We start from the raw sequence: 17,562 nt of genomic DNA, 5'->3' as shown, positions 1-17,562 counted from the left end.
TCCCCGAAGCCATCTGGGCCGTGCTCGGCGCCCTGACGCTGTGCGTCTCGGGCAGGCTGCCGTGGCTTGAGGCCCTGCATGCCGTCGGCAAGGGCACAGACGTCTATCTGTTCCTCACCGGCATGATGCTGGCGTCAGAGTTAGCGCGCAGGGAAGGACTGTTCGACTACATGGCGGTGCTCGCTGCGCGAAAGGCAAACGGTTCGGCTACGCGCCTGTTCTTCCTGCTGTACTGTGTCGGCACGGTCGTGACTATCCTGATGTCCAACGATGCGACGGCCGTGGTCCTCACGCCGGCAGTCCTCGCTGTGGTACGGTCGGTCAGGGCCGAAAGACCACTGCCGTATCTGTACATCTGCGCATTCGTCGCGAACGCGGCGAGTTTCGTGCTGCCCATCTCGAACCCCGCGAATCTGGTCATCTTTCGCGAGCACATGCCAACGCTTGCGGCGTGGATTGCGTGCTTTGGGTTGCCGTCGGTGATCTCAATTGTTTTGACTTACGCCGCTCTCCGCTTCCTGCTGCGTGCGTCGCTGACTCAGACCATCGGGAAGGAGGCGGACATCCCCAGACTCTCTGCTGCCGGCAAGGCAACCGGCTGGGGCCTCGCGATGATGGCAGTTCTCATGGTCGGCGCTTCGGCCTTGGGCGCACCGTTAGGCTGGCCGACCTTCGCAGCCGGCATCGCAGTCTTCGCAGGCGTTTGCATGCAGAAGCGGCGGCTCCTGTGGGGCTATCTCGCGGAAATCTCGTGGTCCGTCCTGCCACTGGTCGCCGGTCTCTTCGTGCTCGTGGAAGGCCTCCAACGGACGGGGGTCATCGACTGGCTGGCTCATGCGATGAGCCCCCTGTCGCTTGACCCCGCATCACAGGCGGGCTGGCTGTCGGGCATCACCGTCGCACTGGCCAGCAACCTCATCAACAATCTCCCGGCCGGCCTGATTGCCGGCTACACCGTGGTGGCGGCTCATGCGCCACTCCACGTGTTGAACGCGGTTCTGGTCGGTATCGACCTGGGTCCCAATCTGTCCGTCACCGGATCGCTGGCTACCATCCTGTGGCTGACGGCGCTACGGCGCGAAGGGATTGATGTGCGAGCCCTCGAGTTTCTCAGGCTGGGCCTGGTCGCCATGCCGCCGGCCTTGCTCGTCGCGCTTGCGGCACTTTGGCTTGCATGATTGCGCTCGGCGCCAGGCAGCGAAGTTATGAAAATTCGTGTGCTTATGCGGGAGGTGGATATAAACGGCTACTGCCTGAAGTCCCGTGCGGCAAACGCCTGATCGAACTGCCGGGCGCGCTGCACTTCGTCGCTATGCAGATAGGTCGACGTCGTCGAGATCGAAAGGCGCAAATTGTCGCGCACCATGTGATCAGCTCGGTGCCCCGCGCCAGCACATGTGACGCGTGTATGCGCCGCATCCAGTGCGGGCTCGCCCGGCGCAGCTTCTCGGCCGTCCCGGGCCGCTCGTCCTGGACCGCATCGGGCAACAGCACGAAGAACCGCCACCTTGCCGCGCGAGGCTCACGAAGAACCCTGCCGTTGGTCAGGTCAGGAGCGAATCCAAGCTCAGGCTGGATCCGATCGTCACGTTCTTGTCGGTCGGATACACGTTCCGACCAGTCAGCTGACAGCCTTGAGGACGGTGTCAAAAAGTGCTCCGGCGCGCCAAACTCAACGTGCTCACGAACCGACACGGATCAGATGCGCGACGCAAGACGTGAAGAGCCAAGGCACTCGCGCTCGCATAAGGCAGCGTTTGCGGGATTCTGAGAGGCACAAGCGCCAGCTTGTCCACTCTGACGGTCCCGCCCACGGGCCGCCGCGAATGCCTTGGCGGCAAGGTGCTCGCATTCGCATCAGGCAGCGTTGTTGTTTGAGAGAGACCAATGCGGGCCGCGCCCACGACTGCCGCGAACACTTTGACGAGGTCTACACGATTGCCTGTTCAGGGCCGATCGCTCAAAGCATCAAACCCTGCCGAAGCAGGGTTCTGATACTTCGCGCCGAGGCCGTGTCTTATTGCGCCGCCTTCTTGTGCGTCACGTGGTGACTCACCTTGTGCATGTGCTTCGTCGTCTTGTGTGCAGGCGCCGGCGTCGTGGCGGCCGTGGCCGGAGCCGTAGCGGTGGCTGCGGTAGCGGTGGCTGCCGGTGCGGTCGCAGCAGGTGCGGACGCCTGGGCGAATGCGACAGTCGCAAACAGCGATGTGATCAAGGCGGCAGCAAGCTTCTTCATTGGAGTCTCCAGTGGGGGGAAGGCGACGAATCATTGCGTCGTCCACTGTCAAAACGCATCGGGCCCGGTTCCGTTGACGTCAGGGAACCGGATTTTTTGAACCAGTCACACGCCTTTAAAAAACGACGCGACCTGGAGCGCTGGGCGGCGTCTTCCTTGATGCCGGGTCTCTCGCGCTGCAGGCCGGGCAACAACCGTGGACACGTTATCCGTTCTCCGCATCGCCGAGCGCTTCGATGGCATCGACGAGGTCCGTCAGGTCTTCAATTTCATCGAGCGCACTGATGGCCGTGTCGAGGTTGCCAATGGACGCTTCCGCATTTTGCCCGGGCTCGCCGGATTGCCTGCTTGCGGACATGTTGTCGAAAGCTTCCTGTTCGTCGTCACGTACGGCTTCCAGTTCGCTCCGGATGCTCCCGGCTTCCGCCTTTAGCTCATCGACCTTGAATTTCAGCGCTTCAAGGCGTTGCCTCTATCAGGTCACCACACGATAGCGGGGCGGGTTGTCCAGTCACGCGCGGGGTGATGAACCCCCGCCTGCTCAAAGCTCTCCATGATGGTTTCGATCGTGTCGTCGGAGCCTACCGTCACCATGAACCCAATCCTCGCAACTTAGCCGCAGACCCTTGTAAACAAAGGATTTGACGGTTAAGATGCAGTCCGTCGATATCCTCCTTATTTCACGATATGAACTCGGGTTAACCCCATATTGAATGAGTTCATCGCCTACCTGCATTCCGCCCAATTGCGCGCGCGCCATATCACCGATGCACGGCATTTCAGCCGTCGACGCACGCTCGATTTCGTCACCCTGATCTGCTGGTTCCTCGGCGGCAACCGGGCCAGCGTTCAGACCGAGCTCGACCGCTTCTTCGCTGTGCTTCGCAACCAGGCCGAACTGGTTCGGTGCGTGAGTGCGCAGGCCCTTTCCAAAGCCCGCCAGAACCTGCCGCACATCGTATTCACCGATCTGACGCAGCACCTGCTTGCGCTGGTTGAACAGCACCTCGGCGTGCCGCGTTGGCACGGGCTGCGCATAGTCGCCGCGGACGCCAGCGACGTGCGCCTGACTACCCGTGATGCCACGCGGCGCGTGATCCGTTACGCCAAGGTCTTCGCCTTGTACCTGCCCGGCGTCGAGATGATGCTGCGCGCCACGTTGTATGGCACCGATACCGGAGAGCGCCAGATGCTGTTCGAACACCTCGATCTGCTGGGCGAAAACGATCTGCTCGTGCTTGATCGTGGCTACCCCGCCTCGTGGCTGATGGCCGCACTTCAGGCACGCGGCATCCGCTTCTGCATGCGCATCGACGATATCGGCGGCAAGACCGTGAAAGCATTCCTTCGCAGCGGTGCGCCTGAGGCAGTCGTCACCTTGCCCGCCCCCAATCGTCAGGATGCGGCTGACTATGAGCTGGAACGCGCGCCAGTCAAGGTTCGCCTCATCCGTGTAGTGACGCCGGAGGGCCTTATTCGTGTGCTCGTCACCAGTCTGCTTGATGCCAACCAATGGCCCGCCGCCGAATTCGGCGTGCTTTACCATCAGAGGTGGCGTGTGGAGGAAGCGTTTCGGAGAATCAAACATCGCATCGACCTTGAAAGTGTCTCAGGGCTGAGCTGGCTCGCGCATCAACAGGATCTTGCCGCCAAAGTGCTTTGCGACAATCTCAACTCGCTGCTGTGTCTCGAAGCGCTCACCGAGCGTGATGGGCGCATCTGCACAGACACCCCCACCGTGCTTCTGTCGCCTGAGAACGCGCTGCTCAAGATCAATCGCACACGCGCCTTTGCCCATATCCGGCAGTGTCTGCCCCGATGGCTGTCCAACGCGCTCCTACCGCTTGATGATCTTGCCCGTCTGCTGCGTCATATTGCTGACAACGTCTTCCAGTTCGTGCCCGGTCGAACACGTCCTCGACCGCCGCAACCCAAGCCACACAAGGCTTTCGCCTCAAAGGCAGTCATGTAGTAATCCTTAAGTTGCGAGGATTGACCATGAACCTGGTCATCAAGTCTCGCACTCCCATCGCCAGACAGCTTGTTTTGAACCGAGAGGGCCATTTATCCCAGGCAGGCCGGCATCCAACCTTTTATCGTCTGCAGGACGTTACGATCTTCGTTGTCCGCATCCTGCATGGTCGCATGGACCCGGCCAGCAGGCTTGAGTAGCACCTGTGGAGGCCAGCGCTCGTGTGAGGCCGGGCGACGCACGTGTCGCCAGTGTTAAAGTTTGACGTCCCCTCGCTCCGGCGACGCTGGCGAATCCGCGACGCTTTCGCCAATCCGCATGTCGCCGCGCTCGTCGACGGGTAGTTCCGTGCGACCTCCCCAGTATGGCTTGCTGCCGTAGTATGCATGCACGCTGGTGGCCCAGTCCGGATCGGCCATCGCCGGCCAGTTATCCCTGTCGAAGCCAGGTGCGTTCCTGATCTGCTCGGACGATGCCGACACTACAAAGCGTTCGCGCGACGCGTCGAGCGTCAACATGGCCCACGGGATCGCGAGTAGCTTGCCGCCGATACCGAGAAACCCGCCGCTTGCCAGCACCGCGTACGCTATATGGCCGGTGCGCACGTCGAGCATGATCTCCTTGATCTTGCCTACGTCGTCACCGTCGGCGCTCAGCACGGTATTGCCGTCGAGTGCCGCAGCAGCCATCACATCGGGACCCGGCCCGTCGGCCGGTTCGGCGCTCGTGCGCGTGATCTGTGCTCCGCCTTCACTGGCGGACTGATGGGTTGGATTCAAAATAGCACTCCTTATCTATCAACAACGGATTTGCGAAACGACGTGGCAGCACCCGGTGGAATAGTCACGACGGTCTCTTATAGTTGGTGATGCTGTTTCACAGGGCGGCGTGCGTCAAAAACGTAGCGCTCGATCAGCGATCCATGACGGACATGCTGACATCGGCACAGCCGTGCTCCGTGGCGTGATGCTCAATCGTCCGGCTTATGTGCTATCTGCGAGAGATCATCCTCCCACACTCGCACCCCGCGCACCGTTGTGCCTTCATCAGAAGACCCGGAAACATCGGTCGGGACAGTCCTTTCCTCTTCATTCTGCTGTGCCTGCCGGTCTCGCTCCGCCTTGTCACTCATCTTGCCTCGCGCTGTCATGCCCGCTCTCCGTCTTTCGCAATGTATGGTGCTCTACAAGGGTAGCTGAGCAAGTTTCGCGCCGCGCCACCATGTGACGTGGCCCAATGGATCGCATTGGCTGCCTCGCGCGAAGGCTCCATGGCAAGCTCGACAGGTACCTGCGCTTCCGTGCCAACTAGCAATTCCCCGTCGTCCCCGAGGCATTCTTCACGGTCGGCTGGAAACGGCGGGACCGCAACAAAAACCGATAATTGCAATTTCAGTCAAAGGTGAACTAGAATCAGGTGCAGTCTTCACCAACGGATTGCTCACCATGCAAATGGAAAGCTGGGTGGGAACCATCGAGCGTGAATGGCATCAGTTGCGTCGCGCCGACCCTGCACTCGATGTGGAAAAGTTCTCCCGTCACGTCATAGCGGCAAACAAGACCGGCTTCCTGTCACCCGAGTCGCTCGCCGCCATCGCAAATGCGCTACTCACCAGCACATTAAGCCATGCCCCGGGTCTGGGTCGCTGGTTACTTGAGCGCATTGGCGTCAATCGCCATCCAGCCTGGCGAATGGCAATGGCCATTTCCCTGGTCACGCCGACAGGTGGAGAGGCGGACTTTGACAGAGGTAACGCGATCCTTGCAGACGTGATGAAGGATGAAACCGCGGAAGACCGTCTGCGGGGCATGGCCGCCGCCGCGCTGGCCGACAGCGCCCGGCTCGGACGGGGTATGCAGGTCGATGTGAGCCGCGCGCGCTCGCTTTACGAGCAGGCCATTGAACTGGGCCACAGGGCCGCGGCACACAATCTCGGACTCTTCTGGGAAGGCGCCTGGGGCGCCGGCGACAGCTTTATCCCGGACCGCACGAAGGCCATGCAGAGCTATCGGCGCGGTGGAGATGACAAAATCTGCCAACGCCGCCTGGAAGCGCTGCGTTGAGTTCCTGCCGCCCGCGAGTCGTGCGGTTGGCAGATTTCAGGCGGCACCCGACGGATATTTCGCATCAGTTGATCAAGGCAAGGTTGCGGAGAAGAGACTCTCCGTCCTCCGTGATGCGAGGGCGTACTGCCCCGTCCGCAAGTCGCTCCAGTGCGACAAGCTGGCGTTCAAGCAACGCACCAAGTTCTTCGCGATCAGCAATGTGATCGGCGGAGTCCTTGACCAGCATCAATGTTGCGAATTAGTGGGCGCTCAACACGGGAGGCTCCTGATGCAAAGAGAGAAACGCCGGTCGTCAGGTTTTACGGTGACGGGCGCCGCATGACGCCCACGACCGTGGGCTGACTACCGAGGGCGAAAAGCTTGATCCCGAAATGTGACAGCATGAGGACGCCGTCGAATGCCGGCATCGCCTCGTCTATAATCAACAGGTCCAGAATCAACGTCGCATGGAGCCGTATTTTATGAGTCAAGCCCGCGGGCGATATGCGGGATCCCGGCGCAACGGCCAACGCCAACCTCATCACGAGAAAAAGCCTCCACCCCAACGGCCGGGACCTCCGTATGTGAAGGCGCCTCCCCGAGACTCCGCCCGTACTGCCTCCATCTTCAAAATACGATCGTTTCAGTTTCTGGTCGATGCGGTAGGCGCAGAGAATATCGCCATTGCACTCGAATCGAACATGACGCGCGTGGCCGAACTGATGAAAGGCGAGCGGTTCACGCCCGAGACCGCCTTTCACATGGAAACCACGCTTGGGTTACCGCATGGCTTTTTTGACCAGCCCAATCCTGCGCTCGCGGACGAGACCATCGCTCGTCTGAAGTCACCGCTCGACTTCGTTCAAATCGGTGAAGGATTCGACGCAGAGTCCGAAGCACTTGAGCCGGCTCCTGCCAGGACCGTCGACCAGCAACCAGTTCCTGAGGATAGTTTGTCCGAGGAAGCGCAAATGCCAAAGAAAGTAGCTGGCGGTTCGCCGAGAGCCGTCAAGAATAGTCGAAGCGAAAAGCCTGAGCAGCCTAAACCTCATGCCCCGCTCAAAGCTTCGCATTCGAAAAACAAGCCGTCTCGTAAGACGCCGCAACAGCAACCGCTGGCATTGAGCGACAGCGCCGAGGTGGAGAACATCCGACGCGCGAACCTTCGCCTTCTCACCCGTCGCAACGGATCGAAAGTAAGACTCGGTGTGGTCATGGAGATGAGTGGATTCAACATCGCCGATCGGCTACATGGCAAGAAGCGCATGGACAGTGTGGAAGCAAACCGGTTCACGGAGCGACTCGGATTGCCAGTTGGCTGGTTAGACAGTCCGCGCATGGAAGCAGACATTCCAGAGTCAGTGTCGCGTATGCTTGCGCCTGCTCCACGCGGTCGCGCATCCGTTCAACAACATGAGTCGCCTGCGCCAGCAACGAACGATGGCGTACAGGGGAAACTCGTCGACGGGAAGGTGCGCACGAGGCGCGAGCGTGCGACCGCCCTGGATGCATCGGAAAGCCCCGCACCTGTTTCGGCGGGCGTCGCGGAAGGCAGGGAGACGATCGTCGTCAGCCCGCGAGCTGATTTAAATGATTCCCCCGACGACCTTGCCAGCCGTTCATTCGATGAAAATGATGAAGCGGTCCCGGCAGTCACATCTGCACCCTCCGGGTCGATGCCCGAATCGTTGTCCGTCTCCGCGCACCCGCAGCAAAGTCCGGCTCCGCTCCCCTTCGCTACCGTGGCCAGCCTGGACAATCTCCACGGTATTGCACCGATAGCGGAAGCATTGATCAAGACGCTGGCGGGTAAGGCACGCACGGGTCGGCTGGACGAATTGAAAGCTCTGGAACTTCTACAGCAGGCGGTCCTGTTGTAAGGCGTTTGCGGCGTCGATCGGCCGATCCGTCGTGCGCGCCAGGCCGTCTGGATTTGCGCCGGATTGCATGAGGCCCCCCAACGGTGGCCGGCCGCACGGGACGACCGGTTGTGCACGCATCACTGCATCACTGCTCGATCTGCTGGTTCCAGCGCTGATCCCATTGCGCGCGATGCGCATTGATCGAATCCCAGTCGACGACCGTCACCTTTTTCACCAGATCGTTGAGATTGCCAAGACTCTTCTGCATCGCGGGCGGCATCGTCGCGTGCTCGTTCGTTGGAATCTGCTTGCCCGCTGCCGCCGCTTTCGATTGAGCCGGCGCGGACAGCAGAAACTGCGCGAGCTTTTGCGCAAGTTGCGGATCGGTGTTGTTCTTCACCACGCAAAGATCGACGAGCAGCAACACCGCGCCTTCCTTCGGATTCGCATAGGCGACGGGAATGCCCTTATCCTGCAGATCGCCGACGGCCGTCGGCGTCAGCGGAAAGAGGCCTGCTTCACCCGTCTGCACCATCTCCGAGAGCTTCGCCGAATTCGGAATGTATTCGACAACGTTCGGCCCTACAGTGCTCGACCATTTGCTGAAGCCCGGCTCGACGTTCTGGTCGCTGCCACCCAACTGCCGGTTGATCGCGAGAAAACCGTGCAGGCCGAAAGTGCTGCTCGACGCCGACTGAAACACCACCTTGCCCTTGTACTTCGGATTGGCGAAGTCCATCCATGACGTAGGCGGCGCCCAGCCCTTCTCCGCGAACAGCTTCGTGTTGTAGCCGATGCCCGTCATGCCGAGCTGCACGCCCGCGCCGATGTCGTCCTTCATTCGCGCGAACGGATACAGCTCTTTCAGCACGGGCGAATCATCGAGTTTCTGACACACGCCCATGTTGACGGCCCGTGCCATCACGCCGTCATCGAGAAACGCGACGTGAATCTGCGGACTATTGCGATTCGCGAGCAGCTTCGCCAGCACATCCGACGACGTGCCCGGCACCACGACCACCTTCACGTTATTCGCCTTCTCGAAGTCCGGCAGCACCTGGCTCGTGTAGGCCTTCTCCATCGGTCCGCCGTTCATGCCGATGTAAATCGTTTTGGTTTGCGACCAGGCGGGAGCGGCAACGCCGATCGCGAACACAGCGGCCAGTGCCGCAACCGTGCTTGACAGCTTCATCGTGGGTCTCCTTGACATGACTAAAGAACAATCGGGATCGCGCTTCGATCGAAGCGGCCGATCGCAAACGCATCGAGCGGCGTCGACGTCTCGCCGTCGATCACGAGGTCGGCCAACACTTCGCCGACACCGGGCGCAAGCAGAAAGCCGCCGCCCGAAAAACCGAACGCATGCAGCAGACGCGGCACCTTCTGGCTCGCGCCGATCACGGGGTTGCTATCGGGCGTTTCGCCTTCGACACCGCTCCACGTGCGGATCAGCAATGCATCGCGCAGCGCGGGCAGCAGCGCGCAGGCATCCCGCATCACAGCGCGTGTCGTTTGTGTCGACGGTTGCGCATATTCGCCGTCGCCATGACCGCGTCCACCGCCGATCACGCAGTTGCCGCGCTTGACCTGGCGCGCGTAGACACCGCCGCCGACCACGCCGAGGTTATGCGTGATGAAGCGTGGCAGCGGCTCCGTGACCCACATGTTCGGGTAGATCGGCTTCATCGGTACGGACTCGCTGAAAAAGCCCGCCACCGTGTTCGCCCACGCGCCGGCGCAGTTGATCAGCCAGTCGGCGGTGATGTGCTCGTCGCCCGCGTGAATCTGAAAGCGCGTGCCGTCGTGTGCGATGTCGGTCAGCGCCGTCTGCTCGCGCACGACAGCGCCCACCCGCTGCGCCGCGCGCGCGAAGGCGGGCGACACGAGGCGCGGGTTCGCGTGACCGTCGCTCATGCACAGCGATCCGCCAAGCGCCGCATCACCGAGCCACGGATAGCGCTTGCGAAACGCCGCGCCGCTCATCAGTTCGGTCGCGAGTCCATGCTCGCGCGCCATCGCGGCCCATGTTTCGATCACGGCGAGATCGCTTTCGCACCGCGCAAGACGCAGATGTCCCGACACGACGAGTTCTCCGTCGATGCCGATCAGTTCCGGCAAGCGGTCCCAGATGCGCCGCGCGCGCATCGCGAGCGGCAGCTGCTCGGCGGGTCTGCCCTGGCATCGCACGCCGCCGTAGTTGACGCCGCTCGCCCGCGCGCCGCAGTAACGCCGTTCGAACAGGCCGACGCGCACGCCGCGCCGCGCGAGCGCAAGCGCTGCGGACGATCCGACCAGTCCGCCGCCCGCAACGACGACCTGGTAGTGGGCGGCATCACTCATCGCGCGCCTCCTCGGGAATGGCGGCGACCCCGTCGTCGAACAGCATCGGTGAAATGGGGATGGGCTTGATGGGCGCCTGGCTGCGCAGCCGTCCGACGTTTTCCAGCGGGCGACCCGTCTCTACGCTCAAGAGCACGATGGCCGCTTCGCCGCACATGCGGCCCTGGCAGCGTCCCATGCCGATGCGCGTCAACGCCTTGAGCCGGTTGATCTCAGTCGCCTCGCCGTCGCGAATGCATCGGCGCAGCGTACCCGCATCGACCTCTTCGCAACGGCACACGGTCATGTCGTCGGGCCATTGCTTCGCTGGTCGTTGCGGCGGTGCAAAGGCCGCTTCGATGCCCGTGCGAAACACGGCGATACGCTTGAGGCGCCGTTCGAGCGCCGCGGCATCGATGCCGTCCAGATGCCGTGGATGCGCGACGCCGAGATCGTCGAGCAACGCGAGCGCCGCGCGGCGTCCCGCGAGTTCGGCAGCGTCCGCGCCGGCGACGCCCGCGCCGTCGCCAGCGACGTAGACGCCCGGCAGCGAACTGCGCCCCGCGACGTCGCGGTCGGGCAACCAGCAGCGGCTCAATTGATCGAAATGGAAACGGCAGCCGGCAAGATCGGCCAGTTGCGTTTCCGGCCGCAAGCCGAAGCCCAGGCCCACTGCGTCGCATGCGATCGTGTCGACGCGCGCTTTCGCGCAATCGTCGTGTGAAGCCTTGAAGCGAATGCCTGTCACGCCCTTTGCGCCGTCGATGCCGACCAGTGTCACGTCGCGCTCGACTCTAACGCCATGCGCCTTCAGCCATGCAACGTAATAGATACCTTTAGCGAACGTAGATGGCTGGCTGATGAGCGTCGGCGCGGCTGCGACCTGGCGCGACAATGCGTTCGTGTCGAGCACGGCTTCGACCTGCGCACCCGCCTTCACGTACTGGTACGCGACGAGATAGAGCAACGGCCCCGTGCCCGCCAGCACGACGCGCCGCCCAATCGCGCAACCCTGCGCCTTCAGCGCGACCTGCGCGCCTCCCAGCGTATAGACCCCTGGCAGCGTCCATCCGGGCACGGGCAGCACGCGGTCGGTCGCGCCGCTCGCGATGATCAGATGCGTAAACGGCACGCGCGCCTCGCGTCCATTGCACACCGTATCGAGGCAATGCGCTTCGCAGCCCCATACCAGCGTTTCGGGACGATAGTCGATGTGAGGCAGCAGATCGCGCATCGTCCGATGCACGGCATCGGCCTTCTTCGCTTCGAAGCCGTACAGCGTCGCCTTCGTGCGCTGAAACCCGGCGTCGGCGGGCGGTTGCCGGTAGATCTGTCCGCCCCAGCGCGCGTTTTCGTCGATCACGATGGGTCGAATGCCCGCGGCAACCAGAGTCTGCGCCGCGCGAATGCCAGCAGGGCCGGCACCGACGATTACCACTGGATGCTCACCATTCATCGCGCGCTCCCGTCGACGCATGACACGCGATTCGTCACGACGCACATGCCTTGCCGGACGAGCGTCGAGCAGGCGCGTATCCGCGCGCCGTCTTCGCAGCGCACCCAGCAATCCTGGCACGCGCCGATCATGCAAAAGCCCGCGCGCGGTTCGCCGCTGAATTCGCTGTGACGCACGTGACGCTGCTGCGTGAGAATGGCCGTGAGCACGGTATCGCCCGTCAGTGCGTCGACTTCGACACCATCGAGGAAGAACGACAACGGCGCGCGTCCCGTTTCGGCGACGCGTAGCAACTGGCTGTTGGGACTGGACATGTGAGCGAGAGCGGGAGATGCCATCAGTGCTGGCCGATCAGAATGCGGTTCAGGCCGTAGACGCGGTCGAGCAGCAGCATCGCGCCCGCCGTGATGAAGATGACGAGCGCGGAAACAGACGCCATCATCGGGTCGATCGATTCCGTTGCGTACATGTACATCCGCACCGGCAACGTGACCGTCTGCGGCGAGGTAATGAAGACGGACATCGTGAGTTCGTCGAAGCTGTTGATGAACGCGAGCAGCCATCCGCCCGTGATGCCCGGAATGATCATCGGCAGCGTGATGCGGCGGAACGTGGTCCACGCGTCGGCGCCAAGCGATGAGGCAGCGTGCTCGATGCTGCGATCCAGCCCGCTCACCGACGCAAGCACGAGGCGCATCACGAACGGCGTGATCACGACCATGTGCGCGAGAATCAGCCACACGAAGGAACCTGTTGCGCCGATCAGCGCGAAAAAACGCAGCATCGCGATACCCAGCACGAGGCCCGGAATCACGAGCGGCGACAGCAGCAGTGCATTGAAAAAGTTGCGTCCCGGAAAGCGCGCGCGGCCGATTGCAAGGCCTGCGGGCAGCGCGATCACGAGCGACAGCGTCGCCGAAGCGAACGCCAGCTTCAGGCTGTTGAAGAAGGCCGTGATGAAGTCGGGATAATCGAGAATCGCGCGAAACCAGCGCAGCGAGAATCCGTGCGTCGGCAGCGTCAGCGTTTCGTCGGGCGTGAACGCAACGAGCACGACGATCGCGAGAGGCGCGAGCACGAAAAGAATCACGAGTGTGTGGAACGCGAGTGCGATAGGGCCGTTCTTGCGCATGATGATTCGCCGGTATGTTTGCTTGCGTCGTCGCGTCAGCCCATGCTGCGGGCGTAGCGCCGTTCGAGCACGCGGTAGTAGGTGAGCATCACGACGAGGTTCGCGATCAGCAGCAGTACTGCGATCGTCGCGCCAAGCGGCCAGTTCATCGAACTCAGGAACTGGTCATAGACGGCCGTGGCCGCGACTTTCAGGCGGCGTCCGCCGAGCAGGCCCGGGATCGCGAATGCGCTCGCCGAAAGCCCGAACACCATCAGGCTGCCCGACAGGATGCCGGGCATCAGTTGCGGCAGCACGATTCGGCGCAGCGTCGTCGCGGGCGATGCCATCAGCGAAAGCGCCGCGTTCTCCGTCTGCGGATCGAGCCGTTGCAGCGCGGTCCACACGGGGATCACCATGAACGGCAACATCACATGCACCAGCGCGATGACGATCGCGGACGTCGTGTATTCGAGCTTGTACGGTCCAAGCCCGAGCAGCGCGAACGCCTGGTTCACGAGGCCGTTCATGTTCAGCAGCATGCTCCAGCCGAACGCGCGCACGACGACCGACACCAGCAGCGGAGCCAGAATGACCAGCAGGAAGATCGAGCGCCACGGATCGCGCATGCGCGACAGCACATATGCTTCGGGCGTGCCGATGGCGACGCACAGCACCGTCGTCAGCAGCGCGATGCCGAAGGTGCGCAGGAAGATCGTATGGAAGTATGACGAGCCGAGCACTTCGACGTAGTTGTGAAAGTCGAATGCAGCAATCGGGCCGATTGCGGGATCGAAGTGATAGAAGGTCAGCGCGAATGTCATCGCGAGCGGCACGAGCACGAGCGTGGCGAACAGTACAAGCGCGGGCGCGCTCATCAGCCAGAGCGGCACGAATGCGTGCCACGGGGCGCGCGGCGCACGGGCGCTCGTGCCTTGCGTTGCGGGCAGCGTGCTATCCATGAGCACGCTCCTCCGCGATCAGGCGCAGCGAATCGGTATGCCAGTCGATACCCACTTGCGCGCCTTCCGAAAACGGCTCGTTGCCCTCGTTCTGGCAGCACACGAGCATTTCGCCGACGCGACTGTCGAGCCGGTAAAGCCACTGACTGCCGAGAAAAAAGCGGCTCGTCACCTTGCCCGATAGACGTCCTTCGCCGGGCACGCACAGGCGCAGCTTTTCGGGGCGGATGCACAGCGTGACGGAATCGCCGACATCGATCGCATGCGCATGTCCTTGCCCTTGCGAAGACAGTTGTGCGATGCTGCCCGTCTGCGCGAGATCGTGCCCGCAGTCGATGCGGATCGCGTCGCCGTCGCGGGCAACGACGGTGCCCGCAAGCATGTTTGCCTTGCCGATGAACTGCGAGACGAAACGGTTTTCGGGCCGTTCGTATGCACGATATGGCGTATCCGTCTGCGTGATGCGCCCTGCTTCCATCACGACGACGCGATCGCTGATCGACAGCGCTTCCGACTGATCGTGCGTGACCATGATCGTCGTCGTGCCGATCTTGCGCTGGATCGCGCGCAGCTCGAACTGCATGTCTTCCCTGAGCTTCGCGTCGAGATTCGACATCGGTTCGTCGAGCAGCAGAACGGGCGGCGCAATCACGATCGCGCGCGCAATCGCGACGCGTTGCCGCTGCCCGCCCGACAACTCGCGCGGGAAACGATGAGCGAGCGTATCGAGCCGAACCAGCGCAAGCGCTTCGCATATGCGCTCGTTGCGCTCGGTCTTGTCGACCCCGCGCATTTCCAGTCCAAAGCTCACGTTCTGCGCGACGCTCATGTGCGGAAACAGCGCGTAGCTTTGAAAGACGATGCCCAGGCCGCGCCTGTTCGGCTTCGTGTGCGTGATGTCGCGGCCGTCAAGCGTGATGCGGCCGCGCGTCGTTTCGATGAAGCCCGCGATCATCTGCAGCGTCGTCGTCTTGCCGCAGCCCGACGGACCGAGCAGCGAGACGAACTCGCCCTTTTCCACCGACAGGTTGATGCCCGCGACGGCATGCAGGTCGCCGAACGACTTCGAAACGTCAGTCAACGTGAGGAACGACATGGTCTGGCCCTTTTGGTGCGAGCGCGCCGGTTGAATCGACGGGTGTCTGTGGTACCGACTCTAGCCAGCCAAATTTCGCTGCGTCAACATCAAATTCCGTGTAGCGATATATAATGCCATATTATTCCATTTGGTGAAATATCTGGTCCTCTGCGTGTGCTGCGTATTTCGCTGTGTGCGGTCAGTGAAATTACTGAAACCGGGTTGAATGTGTGCAAGCGCGGACCCTGATTGTTTTCAAGCGGCGCATCGGCTAGTATTCCGCTCAATGGAATACCAATCGAGATTGCTGATGGAACCTTCGAACGACCGAGACGCCGCGCAGCCCGACATGCCCGGTGCAGGCATGCTGCAACGCGCGTTTGCCGTTATCCGCGCGCTGGGCGAGAGTCAACCCGAAGGCGGCCGCGTGACGCGCATCGCGAAGGCCGTCGGGCTCACGCAGGCGACCGTGCATCGCATTCTGCATGCGCTGATCGCGGAAGGCGTCGTCGAACAGGATCAGAACACGAAGCTCTATCGGCTCAGCGTCGACTTCTTTGCGCTCGCTGCGCAGGCGGGCAATCCGAGCGGCATGCGCGCGCTCTGCCGGCCCGCGCTGCTGCGGTTGTGCGCAAGCCTCGGCGATACGATCTTTCTGCTCGTCAAAAGCAGCTTCGATGCTGTGTGTCTCGACATGTGCGAAGGACCGTTTCCGATCCGCTCGTTCACAGGTGATATCGGCGGGCGCATCGCATTGGGCGTCGGCCAGGGCAGTCTTGCGATACTCGCGTTTCTCCCTGAAGCGGAGCGCGAGGAGATCATCCGCTTCAACGTCCCAAGGCTCCGAAGCTATGGCGTGCTCGACGAAGTCTATTTGCGCACGGAGATCGAACGCGTGCGGCGGCTAGGCTACGCCGGGCGCAACAGCGGCGTGCTCGAAGGTATGGCAGGGGTCGCTGTGCCAATCATCGACCGGACGGGTTGCGCGGTGGCGGCGCTCAGTGTCGGCACGTTGTCGGCGCGGCTGGGCGAGGACCGTTTGCCGATGGTCGTCGAACTGCTCAGGCGACAAGCGGACCTCATCGGCCCACAGGTGAATCCGTTCGACGTCGCGATGCGGCGGCCGATGCATGGACTCACGCGCGCGATGACGACGGAGCCGATTGCCTGATGGGGCGGTTTTTATGTCGAATTATCGTCGCCTAAGACAGAACTGACGCAGCGGAAGCCATTGATAATGTGTAGAATGTGGGTAGATATGCGCATATTCATCCACATGGAGGCTCACATGGCACATGCAACTGCCGCCGTGTCACGTAAGGCGACCAATGTCACGCTGCCTGTTGACGTTTATGAGCGGGCGAAGGAACTGGGCATCAACTTCTCACGTGCGTGCGAGCAGGCTTTGCGCGACGCAATCAAGGCCGAGGAAGGTCGGCGCTGGGCGCAGGAGAACGCGGAGTTCATTAAGAACACCAACGACTGGGTCGAACAGAATGGCCTTCCACTCGCTGAATACCGGATGTTTTGATGGCGCGATTTGAAGTTTATGCCAACCCCGGTAAAAGCAAGGCGAATACGCCGTACCTTGTCGACGTGCAGAGCGACTTTCTCGATGGCCTGACAATTCGGGTTGTTGTCCCGCTGATTCGTGCGGACTCTTTCCCTCCCGGCAAACTGCCAGCAGATTTCACGCCGTCCTTCGAGATCGCTGGCGTCAAATGCCTGATGCACCCGGCGTTCATTGCATCTGTTCCGTTAAACGAGCTTGGCCCGTCGATCGGCTCATTGCGGGAGCATCGGGACAAGATCACTGCAGCGCTTGACCGTCTGCTGGGCGGCTACTGATCGGGCACTGCTGTTGGCATTACCAAACGGGACCCAATCGGTTGACGCGACATCCCTCGCCAGCATCAAGCCATATTCTCCCCCGGCCGCATTATGCAAGGGTCCGGGACCTGCAACTCTTGCATGCAGCTGCTGCCGGGCCCTATCCCCGAAATTGACGACCTTTGATTGTCGGTCGATGCGCAAGCGTGCCTAAAATGTAGGATACCTATGGATATTCGCCTATATTGAGTTTCTGCGCACTCGTGATCCGCGCCTTGAGGTAGCGCCTGGCCGTCGCCGGCGAAATCGCGACACCGTAGTCCCACTCAATCAGAGAGTCGGCAGGATTCAAAAATCCGCCACATCTCATCTTAATCTCGACACGATGTAAGCGCGAAACAGGTCGCCGGCTCAAGCGGTGAAACGCGGGACAAAAGATCACCCGCGGCGTTTCGCGGATTTCGACGTAGTACGCGGACGTGCAACGGGCTTTTGAGACGCGACCGAACGGTTCGTCTTCGACGTGCCGGGATCGGTGTTGCCCCTGGGCTTTTTCATGGCGGCGGGGCCGGACTTCGCGGTCGGCGTCGCGACCTTGCCTTTCCGTGCCGATTTCACGGTCACGGACGGCTTCGGCGTGGTCAAAGCAGACTTTCTCGCTTGCGAAGTGGATGGTTTGCGCGTGCGGTTG

The 17,562-nt window shown here is 61.9% G+C and carries 20 protein-coding genes and 1 pseudogene; 8 read left to right on the top strand and 13 right to left on the bottom strand.

Going from position 1 to position 17,562, the window contains the following annotated elements; genetic code table 11:
- Window positions 1-1,178 (top strand): arsenic transporter (locus GCT13_RS43345; RefSeq protein ID WP_152767905.1); only part of this gene is annotated, 1,178 nt, incomplete at its 5' end.
- Between the two features lie 68 nt (window positions 1,179-1,246).
- Here the strand turns inward: GCT13_RS43345 and GCT13_RS43340 are convergent.
- From GCT13_RS43340 to GCT13_RS50140, 3 genes and pseudogenes are all read right to left on the bottom strand, one after another.
- A pseudogene (locus GCT13_RS43340) lies at window positions 1,247-1,503 on the bottom strand (integrase); the annotation flags it as partial.
- Between the two features lie 514 nt (window positions 1,504-2,017).
- A complete protein-coding gene (locus tag GCT13_RS43330) occupies window positions 2,018-2,236 on the bottom strand; it encodes a hypothetical protein (RefSeq protein WP_152767903.1) in 219 nt (72 codons plus the stop codon).
- Window positions 2,237-2,441: 205 nt separating this feature from the next.
- Entirely contained in the window at window positions 2,442-2,594 is a 153-nt protein-coding gene (locus GCT13_RS50140) for a hypothetical protein (protein ID WP_227747315.1), read from the bottom strand.
- A gap of 351 nt (window positions 2,595-2,945) precedes the next feature.
- On the opposite strand from GCT13_RS50140, the gene GCT13_RS43320 reads away from it, so the two are divergent.
- Together GCT13_RS43320 and GCT13_RS48885 are read left to right on the top strand one after the other, a co-directional pair.
- Window positions 2,946-4,208, top strand: a complete 1,263-nt coding sequence (locus GCT13_RS43320) for an IS4 family transposase (protein WP_227747314.1) — start codon at window positions 2,946-2,948, stop codon at window positions 4,206-4,208.
- A 26-nt stretch (window positions 4,209-4,234) separates the two neighbouring features.
- Entirely contained in the window at window positions 4,235-4,408 is a 174-nt protein-coding gene (locus GCT13_RS48885; protein ID WP_193727933.1) for a hypothetical protein, read from the top strand.
- 54 nt (window positions 4,409-4,462) lie between these two features.
- On the opposite strand, the gene GCT13_RS43315 is transcribed toward GCT13_RS48885, so the two are convergent.
- Window positions 4,463-4,987, bottom strand: a complete 525-nt coding sequence (locus GCT13_RS43315) for a PRC-barrel domain-containing protein (RefSeq protein WP_152767901.1) — start codon at window positions 4,985-4,987, stop codon at window positions 4,463-4,465.
- Window positions 4,988-5,653: 666 nt separating this feature from the next.
- On the opposite strand from GCT13_RS43315, the gene GCT13_RS43305 reads away from it, so the two are divergent.
- Entirely contained in the window at window positions 5,654-6,271 is a 618-nt protein-coding gene (locus GCT13_RS43305; RefSeq protein WP_152767899.1) for an SEL1-like repeat protein, read from the top strand.
- A gap of 64 nt (window positions 6,272-6,335) precedes the next feature.
- Here GCT13_RS43305 and GCT13_RS48880 read toward each other — a convergent pair whose 3' ends face one another.
- The gene (locus tag GCT13_RS48880) at window positions 6,336-6,500 is read right to left on the bottom strand and encodes a hypothetical protein (RefSeq protein WP_193727932.1); all 165 of its coding nucleotides are present in this window, start codon (window positions 6,498-6,500) and stop codon (window positions 6,336-6,338) included.
- 235 nt (window positions 6,501-6,735) lie between these two features.
- Here GCT13_RS48880 and GCT13_RS43300 point away from each other — a divergent pair, with 235 nt between their 5' ends.
- On the top strand, window positions 6,736-8,133 hold the full coding sequence (locus tag GCT13_RS43300; RefSeq protein ID WP_152767898.1) for a hypothetical protein: 1,398 nt from the start codon (window positions 6,736-6,738) through the stop codon (window positions 8,131-8,133).
- A 127-nt stretch (window positions 8,134-8,260) separates the two neighbouring features.
- Here the strand turns inward: GCT13_RS43300 and GCT13_RS43295 are convergent, their stop codons facing one another.
- From GCT13_RS43295 to GCT13_RS43265, 7 genes are read right to left on the bottom strand one after another with little or no spacing between them, the layout of a single operon-like run.
- Entirely contained in the window at window positions 8,261-9,307 is a 1,047-nt protein-coding gene (locus GCT13_RS43295; protein WP_152767897.1) for an extracellular solute-binding protein, read from the bottom strand.
- A gap of 20 nt (window positions 9,308-9,327) precedes the next feature.
- Window positions 9,328-10,455, bottom strand: coding sequence for an NAD(P)/FAD-dependent oxidoreductase (locus GCT13_RS43290; protein WP_152767896.1), 1,128 nt, complete (start codon window positions 10,453-10,455; stop codon window positions 9,328-9,330).
- Window positions 10,448-11,890 (bottom strand): FAD/NAD(P)-dependent oxidoreductase, encoded by a 1,443-nt coding sequence (locus GCT13_RS43285; RefSeq protein WP_152767895.1) that lies wholly within the window; start codon window positions 11,888-11,890, stop codon window positions 10,448-10,450. The genes GCT13_RS43290 and GCT13_RS43285 overlap by 8 nt, the downstream gene beginning before the upstream one ends.
- On the bottom strand, window positions 11,887-12,228 hold the full coding sequence (locus tag GCT13_RS43280) for a (2Fe-2S)-binding protein (protein ID WP_152767894.1): 342 nt from the start codon (window positions 12,226-12,228) through the stop codon (window positions 11,887-11,889). The genes GCT13_RS43285 and GCT13_RS43280 overlap by 4 nt, the downstream gene beginning before the upstream one ends.
- Window positions 12,228-13,022 carry an ABC transporter permease gene (locus GCT13_RS43275; RefSeq protein ID WP_152767893.1) on the bottom strand — a complete coding sequence of 265 codons (795 nt, stop codon included), beginning with the start codon at window positions 13,020-13,022 and terminating at the stop codon, window positions 12,228-12,230. Before GCT13_RS43275 ends, GCT13_RS43280 begins: the two co-directional genes overlap by 1 nt.
- A 35-nt stretch (window positions 13,023-13,057) precedes the next feature.
- Complete coding sequence (locus GCT13_RS43270) at window positions 13,058-13,963, bottom strand: ABC transporter permease (protein WP_152767892.1); 906 nt, start codon at window positions 13,961-13,963, stop codon at window positions 13,058-13,060.
- On the bottom strand, window positions 13,956-15,059 hold the full coding sequence (locus GCT13_RS43265) for an ABC transporter ATP-binding protein (RefSeq protein ID WP_152767891.1): 1,104 nt from the start codon (window positions 15,057-15,059) through the stop codon (window positions 13,956-13,958). The genes GCT13_RS43270 and GCT13_RS43265 overlap by 8 nt, the downstream gene beginning before the upstream one ends.
- A gap of 292 nt (window positions 15,060-15,351) precedes the next feature.
- On the opposite strand from GCT13_RS43265, the gene GCT13_RS43260 reads away from it, so the two are divergent.
- The 3 genes from GCT13_RS43260 to GCT13_RS43250 all read left to right on the top strand — a co-directional run bounded on the left by GCT13_RS43260 (window position 15,352) and on the right by GCT13_RS43250 (window position 16,889).
- A complete protein-coding gene (locus GCT13_RS43260; protein ID WP_152767890.1) occupies window positions 15,352-16,212 on the top strand; it encodes an IclR family transcriptional regulator in 861 nt (286 codons plus the stop codon).
- Between the two features lie 117 nt (window positions 16,213-16,329).
- Window positions 16,330-16,572, top strand: a complete 243-nt coding sequence (locus tag GCT13_RS43255) for a type II toxin-antitoxin system CcdA family antitoxin (protein ID WP_152767889.1) — start codon at window positions 16,330-16,332, stop codon at window positions 16,570-16,572.
- The gene (locus tag GCT13_RS43250; protein ID WP_131243766.1) at window positions 16,572-16,889 is read left to right on the top strand and encodes a CcdB family protein; all 318 of its coding nucleotides are present in this window, start codon (window positions 16,572-16,574) and stop codon (window positions 16,887-16,889) included. Before GCT13_RS43255 ends, GCT13_RS43250 begins: the two co-directional genes overlap by 1 nt.
- 208 nt (window positions 16,890-17,097) lie before the next feature.
- Here the strand turns inward: GCT13_RS43250 and GCT13_RS48875 are convergent.
- The coding region (locus GCT13_RS48875) for a hypothetical protein (protein ID WP_193727931.1) at window positions 17,098-17,562 on the bottom strand (465 nt) is incomplete at its 5' end.

It is taken from the genome of Paraburkholderia franconis (assembly GCF_009362735.1).
In the GTDB taxonomy this organism is placed as follows: domain Bacteria; phylum Pseudomonadota; class Gammaproteobacteria; order Burkholderiales; family Burkholderiaceae; genus Paraburkholderia; species Paraburkholderia franconis.
The sequence above is the reverse complement of the archived record's forward strand: the minus strand, read 5'-3'. Positions and strand labels throughout refer to the sequence as shown.